32 protein-coding genes are annotated in these 21,883 nt (G+C 59.0%); 6 read left to right on the top strand and 26 right to left on the bottom strand.

All coding sequences use genetic code 11. From position 1 onward, the window contains the following. Window positions 1-7: 7 nt before the first annotated feature. The 18 genes from rplR to rpsJ all read right to left on the bottom strand — a co-directional run bounded on the left by rplR (window position 8) and on the right by rpsJ (window position 8,009). Window positions 8-361 carry a 50S ribosomal protein L18 gene (rplR, locus tag AB5Y64_RS13965; RefSeq protein WP_010672566.1) on the bottom strand — a complete coding sequence of 118 codons (354 nt, stop codon included), beginning with the start codon at window positions 359-361 and terminating at the stop codon, window positions 8-10. Between the two features lie 9 nt (window positions 362-370). Then, window positions 371-904, bottom strand: a complete 534-nt coding sequence (gene rplF / locus AB5Y64_RS13960) for a 50S ribosomal protein L6 (RefSeq protein WP_010672565.1) — start codon at window positions 902-904, stop codon at window positions 371-373. Between the two features lie 13 nt (window positions 905-917). Continuing rightward, window positions 918-1,310: a 30S ribosomal protein S8 gene (gene rpsH, locus AB5Y64_RS13955; RefSeq protein ID WP_010672564.1), complete on the bottom strand. Its 393-nt coding sequence runs from the start codon at window positions 1,308-1,310 to the stop codon at window positions 918-920. Window positions 1,311-1,329: 19 nt separating this feature from the next. Next, on the bottom strand, window positions 1,330-1,635 hold the full coding sequence (gene rpsN / locus AB5Y64_RS13950; protein ID WP_005331161.1) for a 30S ribosomal protein S14: 306 nt from the start codon (window positions 1,633-1,635) through the stop codon (window positions 1,330-1,332). A 10-nt stretch (window positions 1,636-1,645) separates the two neighbouring features. Beyond that, a complete protein-coding gene (gene rplE / locus AB5Y64_RS13945) occupies window positions 1,646-2,185 on the bottom strand; it encodes a 50S ribosomal protein L5 (RefSeq protein WP_005331162.1) in 540 nt (179 codons plus the stop codon). Between the two features lie 13 nt (window positions 2,186-2,198). Then, window positions 2,199-2,516, bottom strand: coding sequence for a 50S ribosomal protein L24 (gene rplX / locus AB5Y64_RS13940; protein WP_201871944.1), 318 nt, complete (start codon window positions 2,514-2,516; stop codon window positions 2,199-2,201). Window positions 2,517-2,527: 11 nt separating this feature from the next. After that, a complete protein-coding gene (gene rplN, locus AB5Y64_RS13935) occupies window positions 2,528-2,896 on the bottom strand; it encodes a 50S ribosomal protein L14 (RefSeq protein WP_005307975.1) in 369 nt (122 codons plus the stop codon). Window positions 2,897-3,044: 148 nt separating this feature from the next. After that, window positions 3,045-3,293 (bottom strand): 30S ribosomal protein S17, encoded by a 249-nt coding sequence (rpsQ, locus tag AB5Y64_RS13930; RefSeq protein WP_005307966.1) that lies wholly within the window; start codon window positions 3,291-3,293, stop codon window positions 3,045-3,047. After that, complete coding sequence (gene rpmC / locus AB5Y64_RS13925) at window positions 3,293-3,484, bottom strand: 50S ribosomal protein L29 (RefSeq protein ID WP_005307965.1); 192 nt, start codon at window positions 3,482-3,484, stop codon at window positions 3,293-3,295. Before rpmC ends, rpsQ begins: the two co-directional genes overlap by 1 nt. Next, window positions 3,484-3,897 (bottom strand): 50S ribosomal protein L16, encoded by a 414-nt coding sequence (gene rplP, locus AB5Y64_RS13920; protein WP_010672562.1) that lies wholly within the window; start codon window positions 3,895-3,897, stop codon window positions 3,484-3,486. Before rplP ends, rpmC begins: the two co-directional genes overlap by 1 nt. 13 nt (window positions 3,898-3,910) lie before the next feature. Beyond that, a complete protein-coding gene (gene rpsC / locus AB5Y64_RS13915; RefSeq protein WP_005331168.1) occupies window positions 3,911-4,624 on the bottom strand; it encodes a 30S ribosomal protein S3 in 714 nt (237 codons plus the stop codon). Between the two features lie 3 nt (window positions 4,625-4,627). Continuing rightward, the gene (gene rplV / locus AB5Y64_RS13910) at window positions 4,628-4,972 is read right to left on the bottom strand and encodes a 50S ribosomal protein L22 (protein WP_010672561.1); all 345 of its coding nucleotides are present in this window, start codon (window positions 4,970-4,972) and stop codon (window positions 4,628-4,630) included. Window positions 4,973-4,982: 10 nt separating this feature from the next. Further along, window positions 4,983-5,261 (bottom strand): 30S ribosomal protein S19, encoded by a 279-nt coding sequence (rpsS, locus tag AB5Y64_RS13905; protein WP_005307960.1) that lies wholly within the window; start codon window positions 5,259-5,261, stop codon window positions 4,983-4,985. A gap of 22 nt (window positions 5,262-5,283) precedes the next feature. Then, the gene (gene rplB, locus AB5Y64_RS13900; RefSeq protein WP_010672560.1) at window positions 5,284-6,105 is read right to left on the bottom strand and encodes a 50S ribosomal protein L2; all 822 of its coding nucleotides are present in this window, start codon (window positions 6,103-6,105) and stop codon (window positions 5,284-5,286) included. Window positions 6,106-6,120: 15 nt separating this feature from the next. Continuing rightward, the gene (gene rplW, locus AB5Y64_RS13895; RefSeq protein ID WP_342690021.1) at window positions 6,121-6,420 is read right to left on the bottom strand and encodes a 50S ribosomal protein L23; all 300 of its coding nucleotides are present in this window, start codon (window positions 6,418-6,420) and stop codon (window positions 6,121-6,123) included. Next, window positions 6,420-7,025: a 50S ribosomal protein L4 gene (gene rplD, locus AB5Y64_RS13890; RefSeq protein WP_005340616.1), complete on the bottom strand. Its 606-nt coding sequence runs from the start codon at window positions 7,023-7,025 to the stop codon at window positions 6,420-6,422. The genes rplW and rplD overlap by 1 nt, the downstream gene beginning before the upstream one ends. Before the next feature lie 17 nt (window positions 7,026-7,042). Next, entirely contained in the window at window positions 7,043-7,675 is a 633-nt protein-coding gene (gene rplC, locus AB5Y64_RS13885) for a 50S ribosomal protein L3 (protein ID WP_010672559.1), read from the bottom strand. A 22-nt stretch (window positions 7,676-7,697) separates the two neighbouring features. Beyond that, window positions 7,698-8,009: a 30S ribosomal protein S10 gene (gene rpsJ / locus AB5Y64_RS13880; protein WP_005307944.1), complete on the bottom strand. Its 312-nt coding sequence runs from the start codon at window positions 8,007-8,009 to the stop codon at window positions 7,698-7,700. Window positions 8,010-8,363: 354 nt separating this feature from the next. Between rpsJ and AB5Y64_RS13875 the strand changes: the two genes are divergently transcribed. Further along, entirely contained in the window at window positions 8,364-9,278 is a 915-nt protein-coding gene (locus AB5Y64_RS13875; RefSeq protein ID WP_043153503.1) for a DMT family transporter, read from the top strand. 36 nt (window positions 9,279-9,314) lie between these two features. Here AB5Y64_RS13875 and envZ read toward each other — a convergent pair whose 3' ends face one another. Further along, complete coding sequence (envZ, locus tag AB5Y64_RS13870; protein ID WP_010672557.1) at window positions 9,315-10,625, bottom strand: two-component system sensor histidine kinase EnvZ; 1,311 nt, start codon at window positions 10,623-10,625, stop codon at window positions 9,315-9,317. Next, the gene (ompR, locus tag AB5Y64_RS13865; RefSeq protein ID WP_010672556.1) at window positions 10,622-11,341 is read right to left on the bottom strand and encodes a two-component system response regulator OmpR; all 720 of its coding nucleotides are present in this window, start codon (window positions 11,339-11,341) and stop codon (window positions 10,622-10,624) included. The genes envZ and ompR overlap by 4 nt, the downstream gene beginning before the upstream one ends. A gap of 202 nt (window positions 11,342-11,543) precedes the next feature. Here ompR and greB point away from each other — a divergent pair, with 202 nt between their 5' ends. Both greB and AB5Y64_RS13855 read left to right on the top strand, forming a co-directional pair. Next, window positions 11,544-12,017 carry a transcription elongation factor GreB gene (gene greB, locus AB5Y64_RS13860; protein ID WP_043153505.1) on the top strand — a complete coding sequence of 158 codons (474 nt, stop codon included), beginning with the start codon at window positions 11,544-11,546 and terminating at the stop codon, window positions 12,015-12,017. A gap of 268 nt (window positions 12,018-12,285) precedes the next feature. After that, window positions 12,286-14,592, top strand: a complete 2,307-nt coding sequence (locus AB5Y64_RS13855) for a Tex family protein (RefSeq protein ID WP_210537968.1) — start codon at window positions 12,286-12,288, stop codon at window positions 14,590-14,592. A 58-nt stretch (window positions 14,593-14,650) separates the two neighbouring features. Here AB5Y64_RS13855 and AB5Y64_RS13850 read toward each other — a convergent pair whose 3' ends face one another. From AB5Y64_RS13850 to bioH, 3 genes are all read right to left on the bottom strand, one after another. Beyond that, on the bottom strand, window positions 14,651-15,412 hold the full coding sequence (locus tag AB5Y64_RS13850) for a putative metalloprotease CJM1_0395 family protein (RefSeq protein ID WP_043153510.1): 762 nt from the start codon (window positions 15,410-15,412) through the stop codon (window positions 14,651-14,653). Window position 15,413: 1 nt separating this feature from the next. Beyond that, window positions 15,414-15,647: a hypothetical protein gene (locus AB5Y64_RS13845; RefSeq protein ID WP_041214075.1), complete on the bottom strand. Its 234-nt coding sequence runs from the start codon at window positions 15,645-15,647 to the stop codon at window positions 15,414-15,416. A 72-nt stretch (window positions 15,648-15,719) separates the two neighbouring features. Then, window positions 15,720-16,484, bottom strand: a complete 765-nt coding sequence (bioH, locus tag AB5Y64_RS13840) for a pimeloyl-ACP methyl ester esterase BioH (protein ID WP_043153512.1) — start codon at window positions 16,482-16,484, stop codon at window positions 15,720-15,722. Between the two features lie 38 nt (window positions 16,485-16,522). Here bioH and AB5Y64_RS13835 point away from each other — a divergent pair, with 38 nt between their 5' ends. After that, a complete protein-coding gene (locus tag AB5Y64_RS13835; RefSeq protein ID WP_043153514.1) occupies window positions 16,523-17,251 on the top strand; it encodes a ComF family protein in 729 nt (242 codons plus the stop codon). Between the two features lie 148 nt (window positions 17,252-17,399). Beyond that, on the top strand, window positions 17,400-17,978 hold the full coding sequence (nfuA, locus tag AB5Y64_RS13830) for a Fe-S biogenesis protein NfuA (RefSeq protein WP_010672549.1): 579 nt from the start codon (window positions 17,400-17,402) through the stop codon (window positions 17,976-17,978). Window positions 17,979-18,047: 69 nt separating this feature from the next. Here the strand turns inward: nfuA and gpsA are convergent, their stop codons facing one another. From gpsA to AB5Y64_RS13815, 3 genes are read right to left on the bottom strand one after another with little or no spacing between them, the layout of a single operon-like run. Next, window positions 18,048-19,052, bottom strand: a complete 1,005-nt coding sequence (gene gpsA, locus AB5Y64_RS13825; protein WP_368204005.1) for an NAD(P)H-dependent glycerol-3-phosphate dehydrogenase — start codon at window positions 19,050-19,052, stop codon at window positions 18,048-18,050. A 2-nt stretch (window positions 19,053-19,054) separates the two neighbouring features. After that, the gene (secB, locus tag AB5Y64_RS13820; protein ID WP_010672547.1) at window positions 19,055-19,525 is read right to left on the bottom strand and encodes a protein-export chaperone SecB; all 471 of its coding nucleotides are present in this window, start codon (window positions 19,523-19,525) and stop codon (window positions 19,055-19,057) included. A 47-nt stretch (window positions 19,526-19,572) separates the two neighbouring features. Beyond that, window positions 19,573-20,004: a rhodanese-like domain-containing protein gene (locus AB5Y64_RS13815; RefSeq protein WP_319902666.1), complete on the bottom strand. Its 432-nt coding sequence runs from the start codon at window positions 20,002-20,004 to the stop codon at window positions 19,573-19,575. A 348-nt stretch (window positions 20,005-20,352) separates the two neighbouring features. On the opposite strand from AB5Y64_RS13815, the gene gpmM reads away from it, so the two are divergent. Beyond that, window positions 20,353-21,882: a 2,3-bisphosphoglycerate-independent phosphoglycerate mutase gene (gpmM, locus tag AB5Y64_RS13810; RefSeq protein WP_043153519.1), complete on the top strand. Its 1,530-nt coding sequence runs from the start codon at window positions 20,353-20,355 to the stop codon at window positions 21,880-21,882. Window position 21,883: the final 1 nt, after the last annotated feature.

Genomic DNA, 21,883 nt, shown 5'->3' with positions numbered 1-21,883 from the left:
TCCTAGCTTAGAACTGAAGACCAGCGTCACGAGCAGCGGCAGCCAGAGCGGCTACACGACCGTGATACTTGAAACCGGAACGATCGAAAGATACGTTCTGAACGCCTTTGGCAATAGCACGCTCAGCGATAGCCTTACCTACAGCGGTAGCAGCATCTGCGTTACCGGTGTATTTCAGAGCTTCACTGATGGCTTTCTCTACTGTGGAAGCAGAGGCCAGAACTTCGGAACCGTTGGCTGCAATAACCTGCGCATAGATATGACGCGGGGTACGGTGAACAACCAGACGGGTAGCTCCCAGTTCCTGCATCTTTTTCCGAGCACGAGTAGCACGACGGAGACGAGCTGCTTTCTTGTCCATAGTGTTACCTTACTTCTTCTTAGCTTCTTTAGTACGCACTTGCTCGTTGGCATAGCGTACACCCTTGCCCTTGTAGGGCTCCGGAGCGCGGTAAGCACGGATATCGGCGGCGACTTGGCCAACCAGCTGCTTGTCCACACCACGCAGAACGATCTCGGTGGCGGACGGACATTCAGCGGTGACACCAGCCGGCAGCGCATGCTCTACCGGGTGAGAGAAGCCCAGTGCCAGCGCAACAGCATTGCCCTTGATGGAGGCTTTGTAACCTACACCAACCAGCTGCAGCTTGCGCTCGAAGCCTTGGGTAACACCGACTACCATGTTATTGACCAATGCACGGGCAGTACCGGCCTGAGCGTCAGCACCAGCGATGCCATCGCGCGGGGCGAACTTCAGTACATTGTCTTCTTTGGTCACTTCTACACCGGCGTGGATGGAACGAACCAGGGAACCCTTGCCACCTTTGATGGACAGTTCTTGGCCGTTCAGAGTCACCTCTACGCCAGCAGGAATAGTGACGGGTGCCTTAGCAACGCGAGACATTTCCGACCTCCTATTAAGCGACGTAGCAGATGATCTCACCACCCATGCTTGCCTTGCGGGCAGCACGGTCGGTCATCACACCTTTAGACGTGGACACGATAGCAACACCGAGACCGCCCATGACTTTCGGCAGATCAGTAGTGCGCTTGTAAATACGCAGGCCGGGACGGCTCACGCGTTGGATCAGTTCTACAACCGGCTTGCCCTGGAAATACTTCAGTTCGATTTCCAGTTCCGGTTTCACGTCACCAGCTACGTTGTAGCCAGCGATGTAACCTTCTTCTTTCAGCACTTTGGCGATAGCCACTTTCAGCTTGGAAGAAGGCATGGAAACCGCAACTTTGCTCGCCGCCTGACCGTTACGGATGCGGGTCAGCATATCCGCGATCGGATCTTGCATGCTCATAGTCTAACTCCCGAGATTCTTACCAAGAGGCCTTTTTGAGGCCCGGAATTTCGCCCTTCATGGCATGCTCACGCACCTTGATGCGAGAGAGGCCAAACTTCCGCAGGAAACCGTGCGGACGACCAGTGATGTTGCAACGGTTACGCTGGCGGGACGGACTGGAATCACGGGGCAGCTGTTGCAGTTGCAAGACAGCATCCCAACGCGCTTCTTCAGAAGCGTTCATATCAACGATGATAGCTTTCAGCTCGGTACGCTTGGTCGCGAACTTGGCTGCCAGCTTCGCACGCTTTGCTTCACGTGCTTTCATGGATGTTTTAGCCATAACCCTAACCTTACTTGCGGAATGGGAAGTTAAAGGCAGCCAGCAGAGCACGGCCTTCTTCGTCGGTATTCGCGGAAGTGGTGATGGTGATATCCAGACCACGGACGCGATCGACCTTGTCATAGTCGATTTCCGGGAAGATGATTTGCTCACGCACGCCCATGGAGTAGTTACCACGGCCATCGAACGCCTTGGCGTTCAGACCACGGAAGTCACGGATACGCGGTACGGAGATGCAAATCAGCCGTTCCAGGAACTCCCACATACGCTCGCCACGCAGGGTTACTTTACAACCTATCGGGTAGCCTTCACGAATCTTGAAGCCCGCAACAGATTTGCGTGCTTTGGTGATCAGCGGCTTCTGACCGGAAATGGCAGCCATATCGGCAGCAGCATTTTCCAGCAATTTCTTGTCAGAGATCGCTTCACCAACACCCATGTTCAGGGTGATTTTCTCGATCCGAGGGACTTGCATGATAGTCTTGTAACCGAACTGCTTGGACAGTTCATTTACTACATCGGATTTGTAGTAATCATGCAGTTTCGCCATCGTTAAACTCCAATTACTTCACAAGTTCGCCGGTGGATTTGAAGAAACGGACTTTCTTGCCGTCTTCAATCCGGAAACCAACGCGGTCAGCCTTGCCAGTGGCAGAGTTGAACAGCGCGACGTTAGATACATCGATGGGGGCTTCTTTGGTGACGATGCCGCCAGCCTGACCCAGTGCGGGTGCCGGCTTTTGGTGTTTCTTCACCTGGTTGATGCCTTCCACGATTACCTTACCTTTTGCAATCAGGACTTGAGTGACTTTGCCACGCTTGCCCTTGTCTTTGCCGGTAAGAACAATTACTTCGTCTTCGCGACGGATTTTAGCTGCCATCGTTCGACTCCTTACAGTACTTCGGGTGCCAGGGACACAATCTTCATGAACTTCTCGTTACGGAGTTCACGGGTCACCGGGCCAAAAATACGAGTACCGATTGGCTGTTGGTTGTTGTTAAGCAACACAGCCGCATTGTTGTCGAAACGGATGACAGAGCCGTCCGGACGACGAACGCCTTTACGGGTGCGTACGACCACCGCGTTATACACATCACCTTTCTTCACTTTACCGCGAGGAATGGCTTCCTTGATGGAAACCTTGATGATGTCGCCGATGCCGGCATAACGGCGGTGCGAACCACCCAGAACCTTAATACACATTACACTGCGAGCGCCGGAGTTGTCGGCAACACCCAGCATACTTTGCATCTGGATCATCTTAGTGCTCCGCTTTGTTTACTTCTTATCCCTGATGGGATCTGGCTGCCTTCAAAAGGCGCGAAACTATAACACAGCTATTTTTGAAAAGGTAGCCTAAAAAACAAACGGCCCCGATGGGGGGCCGTTTGGGCTAAAAAGTACCGAATTAGGCCTTTTCTACGACAGCAACCAGGGTCCAGGACTTGGTCTTGGACAGCGGGCGGCACTCGCGGATTTCCACGAGATCGCCAGCCTTGCACTCGTTGTTCTCGTCATGCACGTGCAGCTTGGTAGTGCGCTTGATGATCTTACCGTAGATCGGGTGCTTTACCTTGCGCTCGATAGCGACGGTGATGGACTTGTCCATCTTGTCGCTAATTACACGACCTTGCAGAGTACGGATCTTGTCAGTCATTACGCACCTGCCTTCTCAGTCAGTACAGTCTTGATACGTGCGACGTCACGACGCACTTGTTTCAGAGTGTGAGTCTGAGCCAGCTGGCCGGTGGAAGCTTGCATGCGCATGTTGAATTGCTCACGCAGCAGACCCAGCAGCTCCTGGTTCAGTTCTTCGACGCTCTTTTGACGCAGATCTTGGGCTTTCATCACATCACCGTCTTAATTACGAAAGTGGTCTGAACAGACAGCTTAGCTGCGGCCAGGGCAAACGCTTCACGCGCCAGAGCCTCAGGTACACCATCCATCTCGTACAGAACCTTGCCAGGCTGGATCGGGCAAACCCAGTATTCCACGTTACCCTTACCTTTACCCATACGAACTTCGAGGGGCTTTTCGGTGATGGGCTTGTCCGGGAACACACGGATCCAGATCTTGCCTTGACGCTTAACGTGACGGGTCATGGCACGACGGGCTGCTTCGATTTGACGAGCAGTCAGTTGACCACGAGATGTCGCCTTCAGGCCAAAGGTACCGAAGGATACTTCGTTACCGGCATTGGCCAGACCGCGGTTACGACCCTTGTGGGTCTTGCGGAATTTAGTACGCTTAGGTTGCAACATTTACCGAATCTCCTTACTTGGCAGCGCGGCGCTTGTTGTCACGCTTGGGCTTCGCAGGAGCTTGCTCTTGAGCAGCGGCAGCATTGACTGCAGCCAGACCGCCCAGAACTTCGCCCTTGAAGATCCAAACTTTAACGCCGATCACACCGTAAGTGGTGTGGGCTTCAGAAGTTGCGTAGTCGATGTCGGCGCGCAGGGTGTGCAGGGGCACACGACCTTCACGGTACCATTCGGTACGCGCGATTTCAGCACCGCCCAGACGACCGGAAACTTCCACTTTGATGCCCTTGGCACCCAGGCGCATGGCGTTCTGTACGGCGCGCTTCATAGCACGACGGAACATTACGCGACGCTCCAGCTGGGAAGTGATGCTGTCGGCAACCAGTTTGCCATCCAGCTCCGGCTTGCGGACTTCGGAAATGTTGATCTGAGCAGGCACGCCAGCGATTGCGGCTACAGCTTTGCGCAGTTTTTCAACGTCTTCGCCTTTCTTGCCGATCACGACACCCGGACGAGCGGTGTGAATGGTCACACGGATGCTCTTGGCCGGACGCTCGATAGTGATCTTGGACAAGGAAGCGTTTTTCAGCTCCTTGGTCAGGAACTGGCGTACTTGGAAATCGCTGTACAGGTTGTCAGCGAAGTCTTTGGTGTTCGCGAACCAGGTAGAATTCCAAGGCTTGGTAATACCCAGGCGAATGCCATTAGGATGTACTTTCTGACCCATTGCTTATCTCCCAGCCTTAGCGTCGGATACCACTACAGTGATGTGAGCGGTACGCTTGAGGATACGATCCGCGCGACCTTTGGCACGCGGGCGGATGCGCTTCATGGAGGGACCTTCGTCTACCATGATGGTGGCAACACGCAGGGTGTCGATATCGGCACCTTCGTTGTGCTCAGCGTTGGCAATGGCAGATTCCAGCACTTTCTTCACCAGAACAGCAGCCTTTTTCGGACTGAAGGTCAGGATGTTCAGAGCCTTGTCTACGGACAGACCACGTACTTGATCGGCTACCAGACGAGCTTTCTGGGCAGAAGTACGGGCATAACGGTGTTTAGCGATAGCTTCCATCATTTATCCCTTAGCGCTTCTTAGCCTTCTTATCAGCAGCATGGCCGCGATAAGTACGAGTCGGTGCGAATTCACCCAGTTTGTGACCGATCATTTCTTCGGTAACGAAAACCGGAACGTGCTGACGACCATTATGGACAGCGATGGTCAAACCGATCATGTTCGGGATGATCATTGAACGACGGGACCAGGTCTTAACCGGCTTTTTATCCCCGCTTTCCACCGCTTTCTCTACCTTCTTCAGCAAGTGCAGGTCGATAAATGGACCCTTCTTGAGAGAACGTGGCATGGTGATTCCTCTATGTTAACAATTACTTGTTACGACGACGTACGATGTACTTGTCGGTACGCTTGTTCTTACGGGTCTTGAAGCCCTTAGCCTTCTGGCCCCATGGGGACACAGGCTGCATGCCCTTGTTACGACCCTCACCACCACCGTGCGGGTGATCAACCGGGTTCATCGCCATACCGCGAACGGTCGGACGAATACCACGCCAGCGGTTAGCACCGGCTTTACCCAGTTGACGCAGCATGTGCTCGGAGTTACCCACTTCACCGATGGTAGCGCGGCACTCGGCCAGAACTTTACGTACTTCGCCGGAACGCAGACGCAGAGTTACATAGTTACCTTCACGAGCCAGGATCTGGATGAAAGTACCAGCGGAACGAGCCAGCTGGGCACCTTTACCAGGCTTCATCTCAACGGCGTGAACGGTAGAACCGACCGGGATGTTGCGCATCGGCAGGGTGTTACCCACCTTGATGGCAGCATCAGCACCAGAGGCGATTGCATCACCAGCTTTCAGGCCTTTCGGAGCCAGGATGTAACGACGCTCACCGTCTGCATACAGCACCAGGGCGATGTTTGCGGTACGGTTAGGATCGTATTCCAGACGCTCAACTTTGGCCGGAATGCCGTCTTTGTCGCGCTTGAAGTCGATCAGACGGTAGTGTTGCTTGTGACCACCACCGATGTGACGAGTGGTGATACGACCGTTGTTGTTACGGCCACCGGACTTGCTTTTGCTGTCCAGCAGAGCGGCGAAGGGCTTGCCCTTGTACAGCTCTTGGTTGACGATCTTGACGACGTGGCGGCGGCCCGGAGAAGTAGGCTTGCACTTAACGATTGCCATTTTTCAGAACTCCTCTTACTCGGCTGCGCCCATGAAGTCGATGTCCTGACCAGCTTTCAGGGTCACATAAGCCTTTTTCCAATCGGAACGACGGCCTACGCGTGCACCTGCGCGCTTGGTCTTACCCTTCATGTTCAGGGTACGGACGGTCTCAACTTCGACCTCGAACAGTTTCGCAACTGCAGCTTTGACTTCCGCCTTGGTGGCATCAACAGCAACTTTGAACACGATAGTGTTCTGCTTTTCTGCGACCATGGTGCTCTTTTCAGAGATGTGCGGAGCCTTCAGAACTTTCAGCAGACGCTCTTCACGGATCATGCCAGCATCTCCTCGATTTGCTTAACTGCGTCAGCAGTCATCAGAACCTTGTCGAAAGCGATCAGGCTGACCGGGTCGATACCGGCAACGTCACGCACGTCAACTTTGTACAGGTTACGAGCAGCCAGGAACAGGTTCTCATCGACTTCAGCAGTCACGATCAGAACGTCAGTCAGTTCCATTTCTTTCAGCTTGGCGATCAGTTCTTTGGTCTTCGGCGCTTCGATGCCGAACTTCTCAACAACGATCAGGCGCTCTTGACGTACCAGCTCGGACAGGATGCTACGGATAGCGCCGCGGTACATCTTCTTGTTTACTTTCTGGCTGTGATCTTGCGGCTTAGCAGCAAAGGTCACACCACCGGAACGCCAGATGGGCGAACGGATGGAGCCAGCACGGGCACGACCAGTACCCTTCTGACGCCACGGCTTTTTGCCGCCACCAGACACTTCAGAGCGAGTCAGCTGCGCACGAGTACCCTGACGGGCACCAGCGGCATATGCAACGACAACCTGGTGAACCAGAGCTTCGTTGAATTCGCGCCCGAAGGTAGTCTCGGAAACTTCAAGAGCGCTCTTGGCGTCTTTCATTACCAATTCCATTACTATCTCCTCAGACGTTACGCTTTGACGGCAGGTTTGACGATCACGTTGCCGTTGGTTGCACCCGGTACTGCGCCTTTGATGAGCAGCAGGTTGCGTTCAGCGTCAACACGAACCAGTTCCAGGTTCTGAGTCGTTACACGCTCAGCACCCATGTGACCAGCCATCTTCTTGCCCTTGAATACACGGCCCGGGGTCTGGTTTTGACCGATGGAGCCAGGTACACGGTGGGACAGGGAGTTACCGTGGGTCATATCCTGGGTACGGAAGTTCCAGCGCTTAACAGTACCGGCAAAACCTTTACCCTTGGATGTGCCGGTAACGTCTACCAGCTTAACGTCAGCGAGAAGATCTACTTTCAGCTCGCTACCAACAGTGAAAGTTTCACCGTTGTTCAGGCGGAATTCCCACAGACCGCGACCGGCTTCTACACCAGCTTTGGCGAAGTGGCCAGCTTCCGGCTTGGTTACGCGGCTGGCTTTCTTGGCGCCAGTGGTAACCTGAATAGCGTTGTAGCCGTCGGTTTCTACAGATTTGACCTGAGTTACACGGTTAGCTTCAACTTCGATAACAGTCACCGGGATAGAAACGCCATCTTCAGTGAAGATGCGAGTCATACCCACTTTGCGACCTACAAGACCGATTGTCATTGTTATCAACCTCTTTCCGTAATTAACCCAGGCTGATCTGGACGTCTACACCAGCTGCCAGATCCAGACGCATCAGAGCGTCAACGGTCTTGTCAGTCGGTTCAACGATGTCTACCAGACGCTTGTGAGTGCGGATCTCGTACTGATCACGCGCGTCTTTGTTGACGTGCGGGGAGATCAGAACGGTGAAACGCTCTTTGCGAGTCGGCAGCGGGATAGGACCGCGAACCTGCGCGCCAGTGCGCTTAGCAGTTTCAACGATTTCCGCAGTGGATTGATCGATCAGGCGATGATCAAAAGCCTTCAGGCGGATACGGATTCTTTGGTTCTGCATTGACAGAGCTCCAATAGATAAAAGAACATAAATCAACACCGCCCGACCGAGATTACTCCCGCCAGAGGTGTGATTTTTCACGTTTCCTCCCATATCGGGAGGACTGTATGGCTGGCAACTCGTAAACGGGAAGCTCAGCAAGCAGACATATCGTCTGGCTGCCTCATGGGCAAGCGGAGGGGATTATACGGATTTTTTCCACTCACGCAAGTGAAGGCGGACAGATTGTGCGCAATGTTGTGTGGCGGATGGATCTCCAGGCGATCAAATCATCGCCCTCGGCGAGACGGTAACGACAATGTTGCAAACAGGCTGATAGACTGCGCCCTCGCCCCTGTTTGCGGAACGCATCCCATGCTCAAGAATCAGAAGAAAGCCTACCAGTACGGGCTCTGTGCCGTCGCCCTCTGGTCCACGGTGGCCAGCGCCTTCAAGATCTCCCTCGCCTACTTTGAACCAGTACAGCTGCTGCTGGTCGCCGCCAGCACCTCGACCCTGACCCTGGGATGCATCGTGGCCTGTCAGGGCAAACTGCCGCTACTGCTCGACTACATCAAGAGTCGCCCCCTCTACTACCTCGCTCTCGGGGTCCTGAACCCCTTCCTCTATTACCTGCTGCTGTTCAAGGCATATGATCTGCTGCCCGCCCAGCAGGCGCAGACTCTCAACTACACCTGGGCCATCACCCTCAGCCTGCTGGCCGTTCCCTTCCTCGGTCAAAAGCTGCGCCGCCGCGATGGCGTCGCCATCGTGCTCGGCTATTTCGGCGCCCTGGTGATCGCCACCAGGGGGGACGTGTTCGGTCTACAGTTCGACAGCCCCCTCGGCGTCACGCTGGCGCTGGTGTCGACCCTGATCTGGGCCGGTTACTGGATCCTCAACACCCGCAATCAGGGGGATCCCGTCGTCAGCCTGCTGCTCGGCTTCCTCATCAGCCTGCCCTTCATCATCGTGGCGACCTGGTTGCTCTCGGACTTTGCCATGACCGCCTGGCAGGGATGGGCCGGCGCCATCTATGTGGGGCTGTTCGAGATGGGCTTCGGTTTCGTGCTCTGGCTGATGGCCCTGCGCCACGCCACCAACACAGCCCCCATCAGCAACCTCATCTTCATCTCGCCGTTTGCCTCTCTGGTGCTGCTCAACCTGTTGATCGGCGAAACCATTCACCCGGCAACCCCCATCGGGTTGGCTCTCATCGTCGCCGCCCTGCTTATCCAGCAACTCAAATATGGCAAGCGCTACCGCAAGGTGAGCGACCCCCACGCCTGACAGACAAAAGGGCGCATCTCTCGATACGCCCTGCTTTCAATCCATCCACTCCAGCGGCTGGTTCTTGGGTAGCCGGATCTCCACCTGCAAGCCCCCCAGTTCGGAGCGCCCCAACCTGATGGTGCCGTGATGCTGGGAAACTATCTTGGCAACGATGGCCAGCCCCAGCCCACTGCCGCCACCGGTGCGCGCCACATTGCCCTGGGTGAAGGGCTTGAGCACCCGGGAGTAGTCCTCTTCTGCGATCCCCGGGCCATTGTCGGAGAGTCGCAGCCGCACCCAGTGGCCATCATCCCTGAGCTCGGCCTGCAACCGGGTCGCGCCATAGCGCAGGGAGTTGCCCGACAGATTGTTGAGGATACGGCGAATGCTGATGGGATGGCAGGCCACACGCACCGCCTCCTCCGGCAGGAGCAGCTCCACTTCCAGTCCCTGATCGGTCTGCATCAGCAACGCATCGTGAATGAGCTGGGTCAGGTCGACGGGCCGGGCATCGAGCCCCTCGTTCGGGCGAATGTAGTCGATGAACTGATCGATGATGCCGTTCGACTCATCGATATCCGCATTGATGCTCTCCTTGAGGTACTCATCCCCCGAGGACATCATCTCGGTCGCGAGACGAATGCGGGTGAGAGGGGTGCGCAAATCGTGGGATACCCCGGCCATCATCAGGTTGCGCTCCTCGATCAGCCCCTTGATGGAGCTCGACATGTGGTTGAAGGTGCGGGTCAGGCGGCGCACCTCCCGCGAGCCCTGCTCCCCCAGGGCATCGGGAAAGTTGCCGCGCGCCACCGCCACGGCCCCCGCTTCCAGATCCTCCAGCGGTCGCACCAGCTGACGGGCAAAACGCCAGGCTGCAAACAGGGTCACCACCAGCAAGACGCTCATATAGAGGATGAGCGGTTCGATGTCGTCATCTTCAATTTCAGTCAGGGGAATGCGCACCCACATCTGGCTGGCCTGGGGAGGCTGGATCCAGATGATGTAGTGATCCTGGATTTCAACTCTGACCCTGGTATCCCCTTTCAATTCGCGGCTGATGCTCTGCTCCAGATAGGGGTAGGGCTTGGAATCATTCAGCCCGTGCTGCTCCGCCTCGCTCTGGGTATAGATGTCGCTGCCAGTGGTCACATAGACCAGCGCCTCGGCATCTTCACTGAGCGCCAGCTGGTTGTTGTCCACCGGAAAGATGAGTTTGACCTGGTTTGCCAGCAGGTGGCTGATCTGCTTGACGGTCGGCGCCAGCAGGTAGTTGTAGAAGGTAACGTAGGAGACGACTTGATAGACCACCAGCACGGCAGCCAGAAACCAGAGCATGCGGGAGAACATGCTGCCCACTTTCTTCATGCGTTCTCACCGTCCGGTACGAACACATACCCCAGACCCCAGACGGTCTGCAGATAGCGAGGCTGGGCCGGGTCCTGTTCCAGCAGGCGGCGCAGGCGGGAGACCTGCACATCAATGCTGCGCTCGGTGGCCGTGTACTCGCGACCACGGGCCAGGTTCATCAGCTTGTCACGGGAGAGCGGTTCGCGAGGATGACTCACCAGCACCTTGAGCACGGCGAACTCCCCGCTGGTCAGGGCAACCGGTTCGCCATCACGGCTCAGTTCACGGGTCGCCAGATTGAGCTGGTAGGCCCCGAAACTCACCATCTTCTCCGCCGCGGAAGGGGCGCCGGGCAGCTCCACGGTGTGGCGGCGCAGCACGGCGCGGATCCGGGCCAGCAGCTCACGGGGGTTGAACGGCTTGGGCAGATAATCGTCGGCCCCCATCTCCAGACCGACGATGCGATCCACTTCGTCCCCCTTGGCGGTGAGCATCAAGACAGGGATCTGGTTGCCGGCCTCGCGCAGGCGGCGGCAGATGGAGAGGCCGTCTTCCCCCGGCAGCATCAGATCAAGCACCATCAGGCTGAAGTTTTCACGCGTCAGCAGGCGATCGGCCTGCTCCCCGTTGGCGACACCTCGCACTACAAACCCCTGCTCGGTGAGGTAGCGCTCCAGCAAGGAACGCAGTTTCAGATCGTCGTCCACCACCAGGACCTTGTATTGCTGACTCATTGCCACCTCTCTTTTCTGTCTCCCCTCATACTAGAGCCGCCCCCTGCAACCACAAAGCATAAATATGTTACCGGTTATTGCCCTCATTCGGCCCCGGAGCCGGGAAGGATGGATGGCCAGCTCTGCTTTTTGCTCGACAGCGCGGCGACAATGACTAAGATCCCGAGCAACCGGATGCAATTGGCGAGGGAGTGATAACTCCATGAAAACCAAACTCATTACCCGTGAAGGCTACACCATGCTCCGGCAGGAGCACGACATGCTCTGGCGGGAGGAGAGGCCCGATGTCACCAAAAAAGTGGCCTGGGCAGCGAGCCTGGGTGATCGCAGCGAGAATGCCGATTACCAGTACAACAAGAAACGCCTGCGGGAGATCGACCGCCGGGTTCGCTACCTGCGCAAGTGCCTGGAAGAGCTGACCATAGTCGACTACTCCCCCTCCCAGGAGGGCAAGGTCTTCTTCGGCGCCTGGGTCGAGGTGGAAAACGACGAGGGTGAGACCAAGCGCTTTCGCATCGTCGGCTATGACGAGATCTTCGGCCGCAAGGATTACATCTCCATCGACTCCCCCATGGCCCGTGCCCTGCTCAAGAAAGAGGTGGGCGATGAAGCCATGGTTCAAACGCCAGTGGGTGACGCCTGCTGGTACATCAATGAGATCAGCTATCCCAAATAAGCCAGGCCTAGCCTCACTGCCAAATCGGCTGACAAGGCCAGGAGAGACCGAGCATGTCCGCCCACCGGGTATGAGAAACGTCATTTCTGCCGGGGTGGCATCCCGCTGCCCGACCCCATATAGTGCTCACACTCGGCGCCTTGCGGCGCCAACCGGCCCGCGCGGCAGTGGCCTGGCAGGTATCTAAAGTATCGCCAGGACAGACCCCCTGTTCGGCGACATAGCCCCACGCTGGCCAGTTAGACAGAACCCGACCAAGAGACCCTCGATGCAAAGCCACGTAATAGAACATCAGATCGCCGGTGAGCTGAATGCCCGCCCGGAACAGGTGCAGGCAGCCGTTCGCCTGCTGGACGAAGGCGCGACCGTTCCCTTCATCGCCCGTTACCGCAAAGAGGTGACCGGCGGTCTGGACGACAGCCAGCTGCGTACCCTGGAGAGCCGCCTCGGCTACCTGCGTGAACTGGCGGATCGCCGTCAGGTGATCCTGCGCTCCATCGAGGAGCAGGGCAAACTGACCCCCGAGCTGGCCCGCGAGCTGAACGAGGCCGACAGCAAGACCCGTCTGGAAGACCTCTACCTTCCCTACAAGCCCAAGCGCCGCACCAAGGGGCAGATGGCCATCGAGGCGGGGCTGGAGCCACTGGCGGATTTGCTGCTGGGTGACCCCATGAAGGATCCCGAACAGGAGGCGGTTCGCTTCCTCAATGTCGAGCAGGGGATCACCGACGGCAAGGCCGCCCTCGACGGTGCCCGTTACATCCTGATGGAGCGTTTCGCCGAGCAGGCCGATCTCCTTGAGAAGTTGCGGGACTACCTGTGGCACAACGCCACCCTGCGTACCCGCGTAGTGGCAGGCAAGGAGCAGGAAGGGGCCAAGTTCAAGGACTACTTCGAACACGACGAACCCCTGCACAAGGCCCCCTCCCACCGGGTGCTGGCCATGTTGCGCGGCCGCAACGAGGGGATCCTCAACCTGGCGCTGGTCACCGGCGAGGATGAGGGTACCAGCCCCTGCGAAGGGATCATTGCCCATCACCTCAGACTCAACCTGCAACACCGCCCGGCCGACAAGTGGCTGCAGGGGGTGGTGAGCTGGACCTGGAAGATCAAGCTCTCCCTGCAGATGGAAACCGAGCTGATCGGCCGTATCCGCGAGTCAGCGGAGGAGGAGGCGATCAAGGTGTTCGCCATGAACCTCAAGGATCTGCTGATGGCGGCACCGGCCGGCATGCGCTGCACCATGGGGCTGGATCCCGGCATCCGCACCGGGGTCAAGGTAGCGGTGGTGGATGCCACCGGCAAGCTGGTCGATCACGCGACCATCTATCCGTTCGAACCCAAACGCCAGGTTGACCAGAGTCTCAAGACCCTGAGCGAGCTGTGCCAGAAGCACAAGGTCGAGCTCATCAGCATCGGCAACGGCACCGCATCCCGGGAAACCGACCGCCTGGTGAGCGATCTGTTCGAGCGCTACCCGGCCGCCAAGGCACAGAAGATAGTAGTGAGTGAAGCGGGGGCATCGGTCTACTCCGCCTCCGAGCTCGCCTCCCAGGAATTCCCGGATCTCGACGTCTCCATTCGCGGCGCCGTCTCCATCGCTCGTCGTCTCCAGGATCCCCTGGCAGAGCTGGTCAAGATCGATCCCAAGAGCATCGGTGTGGGCCAGTACCAGCACGACGTCGGCCAGAGCCAGCTGGCCCGCCGCCTCGACGCGGTGGTCGAGGATTGCGTGAACGCGGTCGGGGTGGATGTGAATACCGCCTCGGTCGCCCTGCTCAACCGGGTTTCCGGCCTCTCCCAGACCCTGGCCCAGAACATCGTCGCCTACCGCGACGAGAACGGCGCCTTCAAGAGTCGTCAGCAGCTGCTGAAAGTAAGCCGACTCGGGCCCAAGGCATTCGAGCAATGCGCCGGCTTCCTGCGCATTCGGGGCGGCAGCAACCCGCTGGACGGCTCGGCGGTGCACCCGGAATCCTACCCGGTGGTGGAGCGGATCCTCGCCAAGCTGGAGCAGACCGTGGACAGCCTGCTCGGCAACAGCAGCCTGCTGCGCACCCTCAAGCCCACCGACTACACCGACGATCAGTTCGGGGTGCCTACCGTCACCGACATCATTGGCGAGCTGGACAAGCCCGGCCGCGACCCGCGTCCCGAGTTCAAGACCGCCACCTTCAAGGAAGGGGTGGAGAAAATCAGCGATCTGGTGCCCGAGATGGTGCTGGAGGGTGTGGTCACCAACGTCACCAACTTCGGCGCCTTCGTCGACATCGGCGTCCATCAGGACGGGCTGGTGCACATTTCTTCCCTCACCGATCGCTTCGTCAAGGATCCCCGCGAGGTGGTCAAGGCCGGTGACATCGTCCGGGTCAAGGTGCTGGAAGTCGACGTACCGCGCAAACGCATCAGTCTGACCATGCGTCTGGATGAAAAAGCCGGCCAGCCTGCACGCAAAACGGCCGAGCCGCGTCACACCGGCAACACCCGACCGAAACAGGCGCCCCGTCAGAGCGCTCCGACCGAGGGTGCCATGGGCAACGCCTTCGCGGCTGCCCTGTCGAAACTGAAGAAATAAGCCCCCAGAATGCAAAAAAGCCCCGAAAGGGGCTTTTTCATGCCTGCACGGAGCGGGATCAGACGTCCTGACTCAGGCTATGCGGGGAGGCCGGCCTCACCGCTTGCTGATAGTGCCTGGCAATCACCTGGTTTCGATTGTCCATATAAGCACCGAGCGGGCCTGTGGTTTCCTGCCTGAGGGTCATCAGATCCTTGCGGGCCTGTGCCTCCTTGCCAGAGGCGGCACGGGCCACACTCATGTCTTGTGACGATGGTTCATCGGGAGCCAGTGCTGCGGCACGCACCTGCTGCATCTTGGCGATGGTCGCGGCGGGATCCCCGGGAATGGTCCCCATGTCGATGACCACCTCCCCCCCGGTGGCATAACGCTTGCCATCCGGCCCACGGGAAAACTGGTAGGTAGGGCTCCCCGCATGCTCGCCGCCGGCTGCCTGGTGCGCCTGCTCGTGCTTGCGAACTTCGAGATCCCGTTCGACCAGCGCAGCCACCTGACGCTGCTGCTTTTGCTGCTCCTGCTGTTCACCCTCCTGACGTTGTCGACGCTCCCCCTCCTCCCCCGTTGCCTCGACAAAACGGTGCGCCACCATCACGGGGCCGGTCTGGCCGTTCTCTTTCGTGGACGAGGATGGGGCGGCGGGATTGGCCTGGGCGGCCCGGGATCTCTCTTTCTGGGAACCGACGCCGGACTCGGCGTTGGACGCCTCACTCTGGCGGCTGGGGGGCACCAGTTCTGCGCGGCGGTTGTCAGTCTGTGCCGATTCCGTCTGCGGCTGCAGTTGATTCGGAATGATGGTCGGCAGACTGACGTTGATGTTCATGTCACACCCGGATATCGATCAGGGTGCCCAGCATGTCGCTGGCCGTCTGGATCACCTTGGCGGATGCCCCGGCATGCAGCTCGGCCACCTTGAGATTCACCAGTTCATCCGGCAACTGCACCTGCTCACCCGCTGGCGTATTGAGACGGGCGATTTGGCTGGACGCCTGGCCCGCCAACTGCTCGGCCCGTTGGAACCCCTGCACGCCCGCCGTCATGGCTGATTCGATACGCATTGGCACACTCCTCTGTAGGGTTGGCTAATTATCCATCAACCTGACGAGTTATTGAAGCCTGCCGCTCAAATCTCAGTCAATGAACTGCCGCAGGAGGGTGATGAACTGCTCTGGATGGGAGATGAAGGGGGCATGGGATGCCTTCTCCAGCACCAGACTGTGGCTGGCAGGGTAGCGCGCATCCAGCAAGGGAATGGCGGCCTTCGGCACCAGGGTATCCAGCCTGCCGTAAAGACGCAGCCAGGGCAGATCCAGGCCGATCAGTTCATCCCGCAGATCGACCTCGGCCAGCAGGCCCAGACCCGCCTCCAGGGCCGCAAGCCGGGGAGCTGGTCGCTCCGCCAGCCAGTGACGCAACTGGCGAATGTCATTTCTGGCGTGCTCGCTGCCCATGGCCTGGATCGCGAGGAAACGCTCTATGGTCTGCATGAAGTCGCCGGCCAGCATCTGGTTGAACCCCGCCAGCACCTTGGGGGCAATCCCGGGCCACTCGTCGCGGGCCATGAAGCAGGGAGAACTGGCTACGGTAATGAGAGAGTGAAGGCGTTCAGGCATGGTCAGCGCCAACTGGCTCGCCACCAGACCACCGAGGGACCAGCCGAGCAGATGGCATTTTTCAGGCAATATGGCCGCCACCTGCTCTGCCAGCCAGGGCAGGGTGTAGTCTGTTCCTGATTGCAGGGGGCTGTTGCCAAAGCCGGGCAGGTCCACCAGATGCAGCCGATAGTGGGCAGCCAGTTCTTGGGCAATACCGTGCCAGACGGCCCCGTTCATGCCCCAGCCATGCAACAACACCAGGTCCGGGCCCTGGCCAAACCGCTCAACCGATACGCTCATCTAGACTCAAGATCCCTGTTTATCTGCTTGGAGCCTGCATGTTAAAGCGGCTGCTCGCCAAAGCAAGTCCGATCCTTGGCACCCAGTCCGACTGGCTCGGTCTGTGCCTGCTCTGTCGCCAACCCTGTGATGACACGCCCTTGTTGTGCTCCTGGTGTCGCCACGCCCAGCGCCAACACGACAGACGATGCCTGATGTGTGCAGCACCGCTGCCGGAGCAACATCGCGAGAGCGAACTGCTGTGCGGTCGCTGCCAGCGCAGACCCTCCCCCTGGGAGCGTTTACAGGTGATCGGCGATTATCAGGCACCTTATGCCCAACTCATCCCCCAGCTGAAGTATTCCGGTCAGATCCTGCTCGCGCCGCTGCTTGCCCGCCTGCTGGCAGACCATCTGGACCTCGCCAACCCACCGCAGGTCATCATTCCGGTTCCCCTGCACTGGTGGCGCCAGTGGTGGCGCGGCTTCAATCAGGCAGAAGAAATCGGCCATGCCCTGAGCGCACTCACCGGCATTCCTTGCGACACCCGCGTACTGCGCCGGACAAGGTCGACCCCGCAACAGACCCGGCTCAGTGCCGGCCAGCGGCGACGCAATCTGCGTGGCGCCTTCGAAATAGAACCTCACCACTACCGGCATGTGGCACTGCTTGATGATGTGGTCACCACGGGCGCCACCGCAGGTCAGCTCACCCGGTTGCTTCATGAGCACGGCGTCACCACGGTAGAGGTGTGGGCCATCTGCCGTACCCTCCGACACCTGAAATAACCGGGCTGGGATCCGGCCCGGGAGTCCGCTGGCGGCATGATTCCGATACGCCCGGGCTCACAGGCTCGCCATCGGCACGCTACCCAAGCCCCGCCAAGCGAGTTATCATGAATACCCTAGTCGTACACTCAGGTTTATGAGGATAGTGATGATCAGCATTTCCGACACCGCCCAGGCCCACTTCCGCAAGTTGCTGGAGAAGCAGCCTGATGGCACCAACATCCGGGTGTTTGTGGTCAATCCGGGAACCCAGAATGCCGAGTGCGGCGTATCCTATTGCCCACCCGACGCGGTCGATCCGGAAGATCAGCACCTGCCCTTCAGCGGCTTCGACTGCCTGGTCGATCCCCTGAGCGCCCCCTTCCTGGTGGATGCCACCATCGATTTCGTCACCGATCAGATGGGCTCCCAGCTCACCCTGAAAGCCCCCAACGCCAAGATGCGCAAGGTGGCCGACGACGCCCCGCTGATCGACCGTATCGAATACGTGTTGATGTCCGAGGTGAACCCCATGCTGGCCGGTCACGGCGGCAAGGTCACCCTGGTCGAGCTGACCGACGACAAACTGGCCATCCTGCAGTTTGGCGGCGGTTGCAACGGTTGCTCCATGGTCGACTACACCCTGAAAGAGGGGATCGAGAAGCAGCTGCTGGAGAAATTCCCGGGCGAGCTCAACGGCGTCAAGGATGCCACCGAGCACCAGCGCGGCGACCACTCCTACTACTGATTTGCCCCCTTGCGGCAAAGAAAAGGCCCCGCCAGCTGGCGGGGCCTTTTGCATGCTGCGGCTGGCAGATCACTCGTCCTTCTTGTCTCGCGACAGCAGGGCGATGGCTGCCTCTTTCGGGTTCTTGCCCTCGTACAGCACCTTGAAGATCTGTTCGCAGATGGGCATCTCGACGCCACAACGGGCCGCCAGCAGATGCACTTCCTTGGTGTTGCGATAGCCTTCCACCACCTGGCCTATCTCGGCCATGGCGGTGTCAACCGACTTGCCCGCTCCCAGCGCCAGACCGAAACGGCGGTTGCGCGACTGGTTGTCGGTACAGGTCAGCACCAGATCCCCGAGCCCCGCCATCCCCATGAAGGTCTTGGCGTCGGCCCCGAGGGCGGCGCCCAGACGCTGCATCTCCACCAGACCTCGGGTGATGAGCGCGGTTCTGGCGTTGGCGCCAAAGCCGAGTCCGTCAGAGAGGCCGGCACCGATGGCGATGACGTTCTTGACCGCCCCGCCCAGCTGCAGACCGATGAAGTCCGGATTGGTATAGACCCGGAACGAGCGGCCGCAGTGCAGCAGGTGGGAGAGATCGTCGGCAAAGTCGTCGTGGGTCGAGGCCACCGAGATGGCGGTCGGCAGACCGGCAGCCAGCTCGCGGGCGAAGGTCGGGCCCGAGATGACCGCCAGTGGAATGGCATCCCCCAGCACCTCGCGCGCCACGTCTTGCAGCAAGCGGCCGCTGTCCGGCTCCAGCCCCTTGGTGGCCCAGGCGATCCGGGTATCCGGGCGCAGGAAGGGTTTGACCCGGGCCAGTACCTGGCCGAACACATGGCTCGGCACCACCAGCAGCAGCACGGGAGCGGCTTGCACCGCCGCCTGCAGATCCGACGTCAGTTGCAGATCGGCCGGGAAGGGGACATCCGGCAAGAATGCCTTGTTGCAGCGATCCTGTTCCAGCTCGGCGACATGGGCAGGGTCGTGACCCCACAGCAGGGTCGGATGACCATTGCGCGCCAGAGAAATGGCAAGGGCGGAGCCATAAGACCCCGCCCCCAGGACCGAGATTGCGATCTGGTCGGCCATTATCAGGCTTCCGCAGTCGCCTGCTGGGCCTGTACCTGCGCCATGTGCTGGGCGAACAGGGCGTCGAAGTTGACCGGTGCCAGGTTCAGTTGCGGGAAGGAACCCTTGCTCACCAGGTTGGACACCGCTTCGCGGGCATACGGGAACAGGATGTTCGGGCAGAAGGCCGCCAGGCAGTGGGCCAGTTGCGGCTCAGGCAGGTTGCCGATGGTGAAGATGCCGGCTTGCTGCACTTCGCACAGGAAGGCGGTCTCGGTTTCCAGCTTGCAGGTGACGGTCAGGGTCAGCACCACTTCATAGACGCTGTCGGCCAGGACATTGGTCTTGGTGTCCATGTCCAGCTTGACGTCCGGCTGCCACTCTTTCTGGAAGATGTGCGGGGTATTCGGGGCTTCGAAGGAGACATCCTTGGTGTAGACACGCTGGATGTGGAATTCCGGTTGCACTTCCTGGTTGTTGATTTCGTCAGCCATTTCGTTTGATTCCTTTTTAAGATAATGAGTGGGCGCAGGCCCTTAAATCAGCGTTTTTTGGTCACCGGCAGATTGTCTGCACGCCATTGGGCCATGCCACCGCTGAGCACATACACCTGCTTGAAACCGGCCTTGCTCAGTTGGCGACCCGCGCCACCAGCGGCCATCCCCGACTCGCACACCACTATGATGGGGGCATCCTTGTGCTTTTCAACCGGACCCAGATTATTCGCCTGGATCTGGGCGAGCGGCAGGTGATGGGCCCCGGCCAGATGGCCCTTGGCAAATTCATCCTGACTGCGAATGTCCACGACGGTGGCATTTTCACGGTTGATAAGCAGGGTAGCGGCGTGGTTGTTGACCGCCTTCACCGGAGAAAAACGAGCACGCACAGTGGTATACACCAGGGTGCCTGCCAGGCCCAACCAGGCTGCGGTCAGCAGCGGATTGCGGGCCGCGAAATCCAAATACTCTTGCATCTTCAACTATCCAGGGACCAAGACAAGGGCCCGAGTATACATGGGGCCCTGCATAAGATCAGCCATCTTGGCGGCAAAGCGAGAGCAAGCTCCCATCAAGGATGGCTGCCGATTCTTCCTCCTCCAACCGGGCAGAACGAGAGGATGCGCCATGCCGAAAAGAGGGGGGAAACAGAGGAAAGCCCGCCGCGGCAGACAAGCCGGCAACATGCCTAAAACAGCGGGATAACAGTTAAAAAGCGAGGCTGGAGAGGGACTTGGCTATCAGGTGACTATTTCGGCAGATGTAGTAATATTACGCTAGTTTCACTTCCCGCAATTCATTCCTATCCGAGAGGACATAGCCTTATGTCAACAGCTAAGAAACCGCTGGTTCTGGTCATCATGGACGGTTGGGGCTACAGCACCAAGCAAGAGTACAACGCCGTTGCTGCTGCCAAGACCCCCAATCTGGATCGCCTGGCCCGTGACTACACCAGCACCCTGATCTCCGGCTCCGGCCTGGACGTGGGTCTGCCGGACGGCCAGATGGGCAACTCCGAAGTGGGCCACACCAACATCGGTGCCGGTCGCGTCGTCTATCAGGAGCTGACCCGCATCTCCAAGGACATCCAGGACGGCGACTTCTTCCAGAACGTCGAGCTGGCCAAGGCTGTCGACGCTGCCGTGACCAAGGGCAAGGCCGTGCACATCATGGGTCTGATGTCCCCGGGTGGCGTACACAGCCACGAAGAGCACATCATGGGCATGATCGAGATGGCCGCCAAGCGTGGCGCCGAGCAGATCTACTTCCACGCCTTCCTGGATGGCCGCGACGTCCCGCCGCGCAGTGCCCAGTCCTCCATCGAGCTGTTCGACGCCCTGTTTGCCCGACTGGGCAAGGGTCGTTTCGCCTCCATGATCGGTCGTTACTACGCCATGGACCGCGACAACCGCTGGGATCGCGTGCAGCAGGCCTATGACCTGATGACCCAGGGCAAGGGCGAATTCACCGCCGACAACGCCACCGACGCGCTGGCCGCTGCCTATGCCCGCGACGAGAACGACGAGTTCGTCAAGGCCACCCGCATCGGCGACGCTGCACCGATGATCGACGGCGACGCGCTGATCTTCATGAACTTCCGTGCCGACCGCGCCCGCGAAATCACCCGCGCCTTCGTCGATACCGACTTCACCGGCTTCGCCCGCACCGCCACCCCGGCCCTGCACTTCGTGATGCTGACCGAATACGCGGCCGACATCAAAACCGCCTGCGCCTATCCGCCCACCGCCCTGGTCAATACCCTGGGTGAGTGGCTGGCCAAGCAGGGCAAGACCCAGCTGCGCATCTCCGAGACCGAGAAGTACGCCCACGTCACCTTCTTCTTCAACGGTGGCGAAGAGGCCTGCTTCAGCGGCGAAGATCGCGAAATCGTGGCGAGCCCGAAAGTGGCTACCTATGACCTGCAGCCGGAGATGAGCTCCGAAGAGCTGACCGACAAGCTGGTTGCGGCCATCAAGAGCGGCAAGTACGACGTCATCATCTGCAACTACCCGAACGGCGACATGGTCGGTCACACCGGCGTGTTCGATGCGGCCGTCAAAGCCTGTGAAGCGGTCGACCACTGCATCGGTCGCGTCACCGACGCCCTGGCGGAAGTGGGTGGCGAGTGCCTCATCACCGCAGACCATGGCAACGCCGAGAAGATGATGGACGAAGAGACCGGTCAGGCCCACACCGCCCACACCAATCTGCCGGTTCCCCTCATCTACTTCGGTCGTAAAGCCGAGGTCGCCGAAGGCGGCAAACTGTCCGATCTGGCCCCCACCATGCTGACCCTGATGGGTCTGCCGGTGCCGCCGGAAATGACTGGCAAGCCCCTGATGATTCTGAAATAAT

It is taken from the genome of Aeromonas sp. R5-1 (assembly GCF_040908265.1).
Taxonomy (GTDB): Bacteria; Pseudomonadota; Gammaproteobacteria; order Enterobacterales; family Aeromonadaceae; genus Aeromonas; species Aeromonas caviae.
The sequence above is the reverse complement of the archived record's forward strand: the minus strand, read 5'-3'. Positions and strand labels throughout refer to the sequence as shown.

What these genes read in the sequence shown, in the direction of transcription:
- rplR (WP_010672566.1), bottom strand. Translation starts at nt 361, where the DNA reads ATGGACAAGAAAGCAGCTCGTCTCCGTCGTGCTACTCGTGCTCGGAAA.
- rplF (WP_010672565.1), bottom strand. Translation starts at nt 904, where the DNA reads ATGTCTCGCGTTGCTAAGGCACCCGTCACTATTCCTGCTGGCGTAGAG.
- rpsH (WP_010672564.1), bottom strand. Translation starts at nt 1,310, where the DNA reads ATGAGCATGCAAGATCCGATCGCGGATATGCTGACCCGCATCCGTAAC.
- rpsN (WP_005331161.1), bottom strand. Translation starts at nt 1,635, where the DNA reads ATGGCTAAAACATCCATGAAAGCACGTGAAGCAAAGCGTGCGAAGCTG.
- rplE (WP_005331162.1), bottom strand. Translation starts at nt 2,185, where the DNA reads ATGGCGAAACTGCATGATTACTACAAATCCGATGTAGTAAATGAACTG.
- rplX (WP_201871944.1), bottom strand. Translation starts at nt 2,516, where the DNA reads ATGGCAGCTAAAATCCGTCGCGAAGACGAAGTAATTGTTCTTACCGGC.
- rplN (WP_005307975.1), bottom strand. Translation starts at nt 2,896, where the DNA reads ATGATCCAGATGCAAAGTATGCTGGGTGTTGCCGACAACTCCGGCGCT.
- rpsQ (WP_005307966.1), bottom strand. Translation starts at nt 3,293, where the DNA reads ATGACTGACAAGATCCGTACTCTGCAAGGTCGTGTAATTAGCGACAAG.
- rpmC (WP_005307965.1), bottom strand. Translation starts at nt 3,484, where the DNA reads ATGAAAGCCCAAGATCTGCGTCAAAAGAGCGTCGAAGAACTGAACCAG.
- rplP (WP_010672562.1), bottom strand. Translation starts at nt 3,897, where the DNA reads ATGTTGCAACCTAAGCGTACTAAATTCCGCAAGACCCACAAGGGTCGT.
- rpsC (WP_005331168.1), bottom strand. Translation starts at nt 4,624, where the DNA reads ATGGGTCAGAAAGTACATCCTAATGGCATTCGCCTGGGTATTACCAAG.
- rplV (WP_010672561.1), bottom strand. Translation starts at nt 4,972, where the DNA reads ATGGAAGCTATCGCTAAACACCGTTATGCCCGTACTTCTGCCCAGAAA.
- rpsS (WP_005307960.1), bottom strand. Translation starts at nt 5,261, where the DNA reads ATGCCACGTTCTCTCAAGAAGGGTCCATTTATCGACCTGCACTTGCTG.
- rplB (WP_010672560.1), bottom strand. Translation starts at nt 6,105, where the DNA reads ATGGCAATCGTTAAGTGCAAGCCTACTTCTCCGGGCCGCCGCCACGTC.
- rplD (WP_005340616.1), bottom strand. Translation starts at nt 7,025, where the DNA reads ATGGAATTGGTAATGAAAGACGCCAAGAGCGCTCTTGAAGTTTCCGAG.
- rplC (WP_010672559.1), bottom strand. Translation starts at nt 7,675, where the DNA reads ATGACAATCGGTCTTGTAGGTCGCAAAGTGGGTATGACTCGCATCTTC.
- rpsJ (WP_005307944.1), bottom strand. Translation starts at nt 8,009, where the DNA reads ATGCAGAACCAAAGAATCCGTATCCGCCTGAAGGCTTTTGATCATCGC.
- AB5Y64_RS13875 (WP_043153503.1), top strand. Translation starts at nt 8,364, where the DNA reads ATGCTCAAGAATCAGAAGAAAGCCTACCAGTACGGGCTCTGTGCCGTC.
- envZ (WP_010672557.1), bottom strand. Translation starts at nt 10,625, where the DNA reads ATGAAGAAAGTGGGCAGCATGTTCTCCCGCATGCTCTGGTTTCTGGCT.
- ompR (WP_010672556.1), bottom strand. Translation starts at nt 11,341, where the DNA reads ATGAGTCAGCAATACAAGGTCCTGGTGGTGGACGACGATCTGAAACTG.
- greB (WP_043153505.1), top strand. Translation starts at nt 11,544, where the DNA reads ATGAAAACCAAACTCATTACCCGTGAAGGCTACACCATGCTCCGGCAG.
- AB5Y64_RS13855 (WP_210537968.1), top strand. Translation starts at nt 12,286, where the DNA reads ATGCAAAGCCACGTAATAGAACATCAGATCGCCGGTGAGCTGAATGCC.
- AB5Y64_RS13850 (WP_043153510.1), bottom strand. Translation starts at nt 15,412, where the DNA reads ATGAACATCAACGTCAGTCTGCCGACCATCATTCCGAATCAACTGCAG.
- AB5Y64_RS13845 (WP_041214075.1), bottom strand. Translation starts at nt 15,647, where the DNA reads ATGCGTATCGAATCAGCCATGACGGCGGGCGTGCAGGGGTTCCAACGG.
- bioH (WP_043153512.1), bottom strand. Translation starts at nt 16,484, where the DNA reads ATGAGCGTATCGGTTGAGCGGTTTGGCCAGGGCCCGGACCTGGTGTTG.
- AB5Y64_RS13835 (WP_043153514.1), top strand. Translation starts at nt 16,523, where the DNA reads ATGTTAAAGCGGCTGCTCGCCAAAGCAAGTCCGATCCTTGGCACCCAG.
- nfuA (WP_010672549.1), top strand. Translation starts at nt 17,400, where the DNA reads ATGATCAGCATTTCCGACACCGCCCAGGCCCACTTCCGCAAGTTGCTG.
- gpsA (WP_368204005.1), bottom strand. Translation starts at nt 19,052, where the DNA reads ATGGCCGACCAGATCGCAATCTCGGTCCTGGGGGCGGGGTCTTATGGC.
- secB (WP_010672547.1), bottom strand. Translation starts at nt 19,525, where the DNA reads ATGGCTGACGAAATCAACAACCAGGAAGTGCAACCGGAATTCCACATC.
- AB5Y64_RS13815 (WP_319902666.1), bottom strand. Translation starts at nt 20,004, where the DNA reads ATGCAAGAGTATTTGGATTTCGCGGCCCGCAATCCGCTGCTGACCGCA.
- gpmM (WP_043153519.1), top strand. Translation starts at nt 20,353, where the DNA reads ATGTCAACAGCTAAGAAACCGCTGGTTCTGGTCATCATGGACGGTTGG.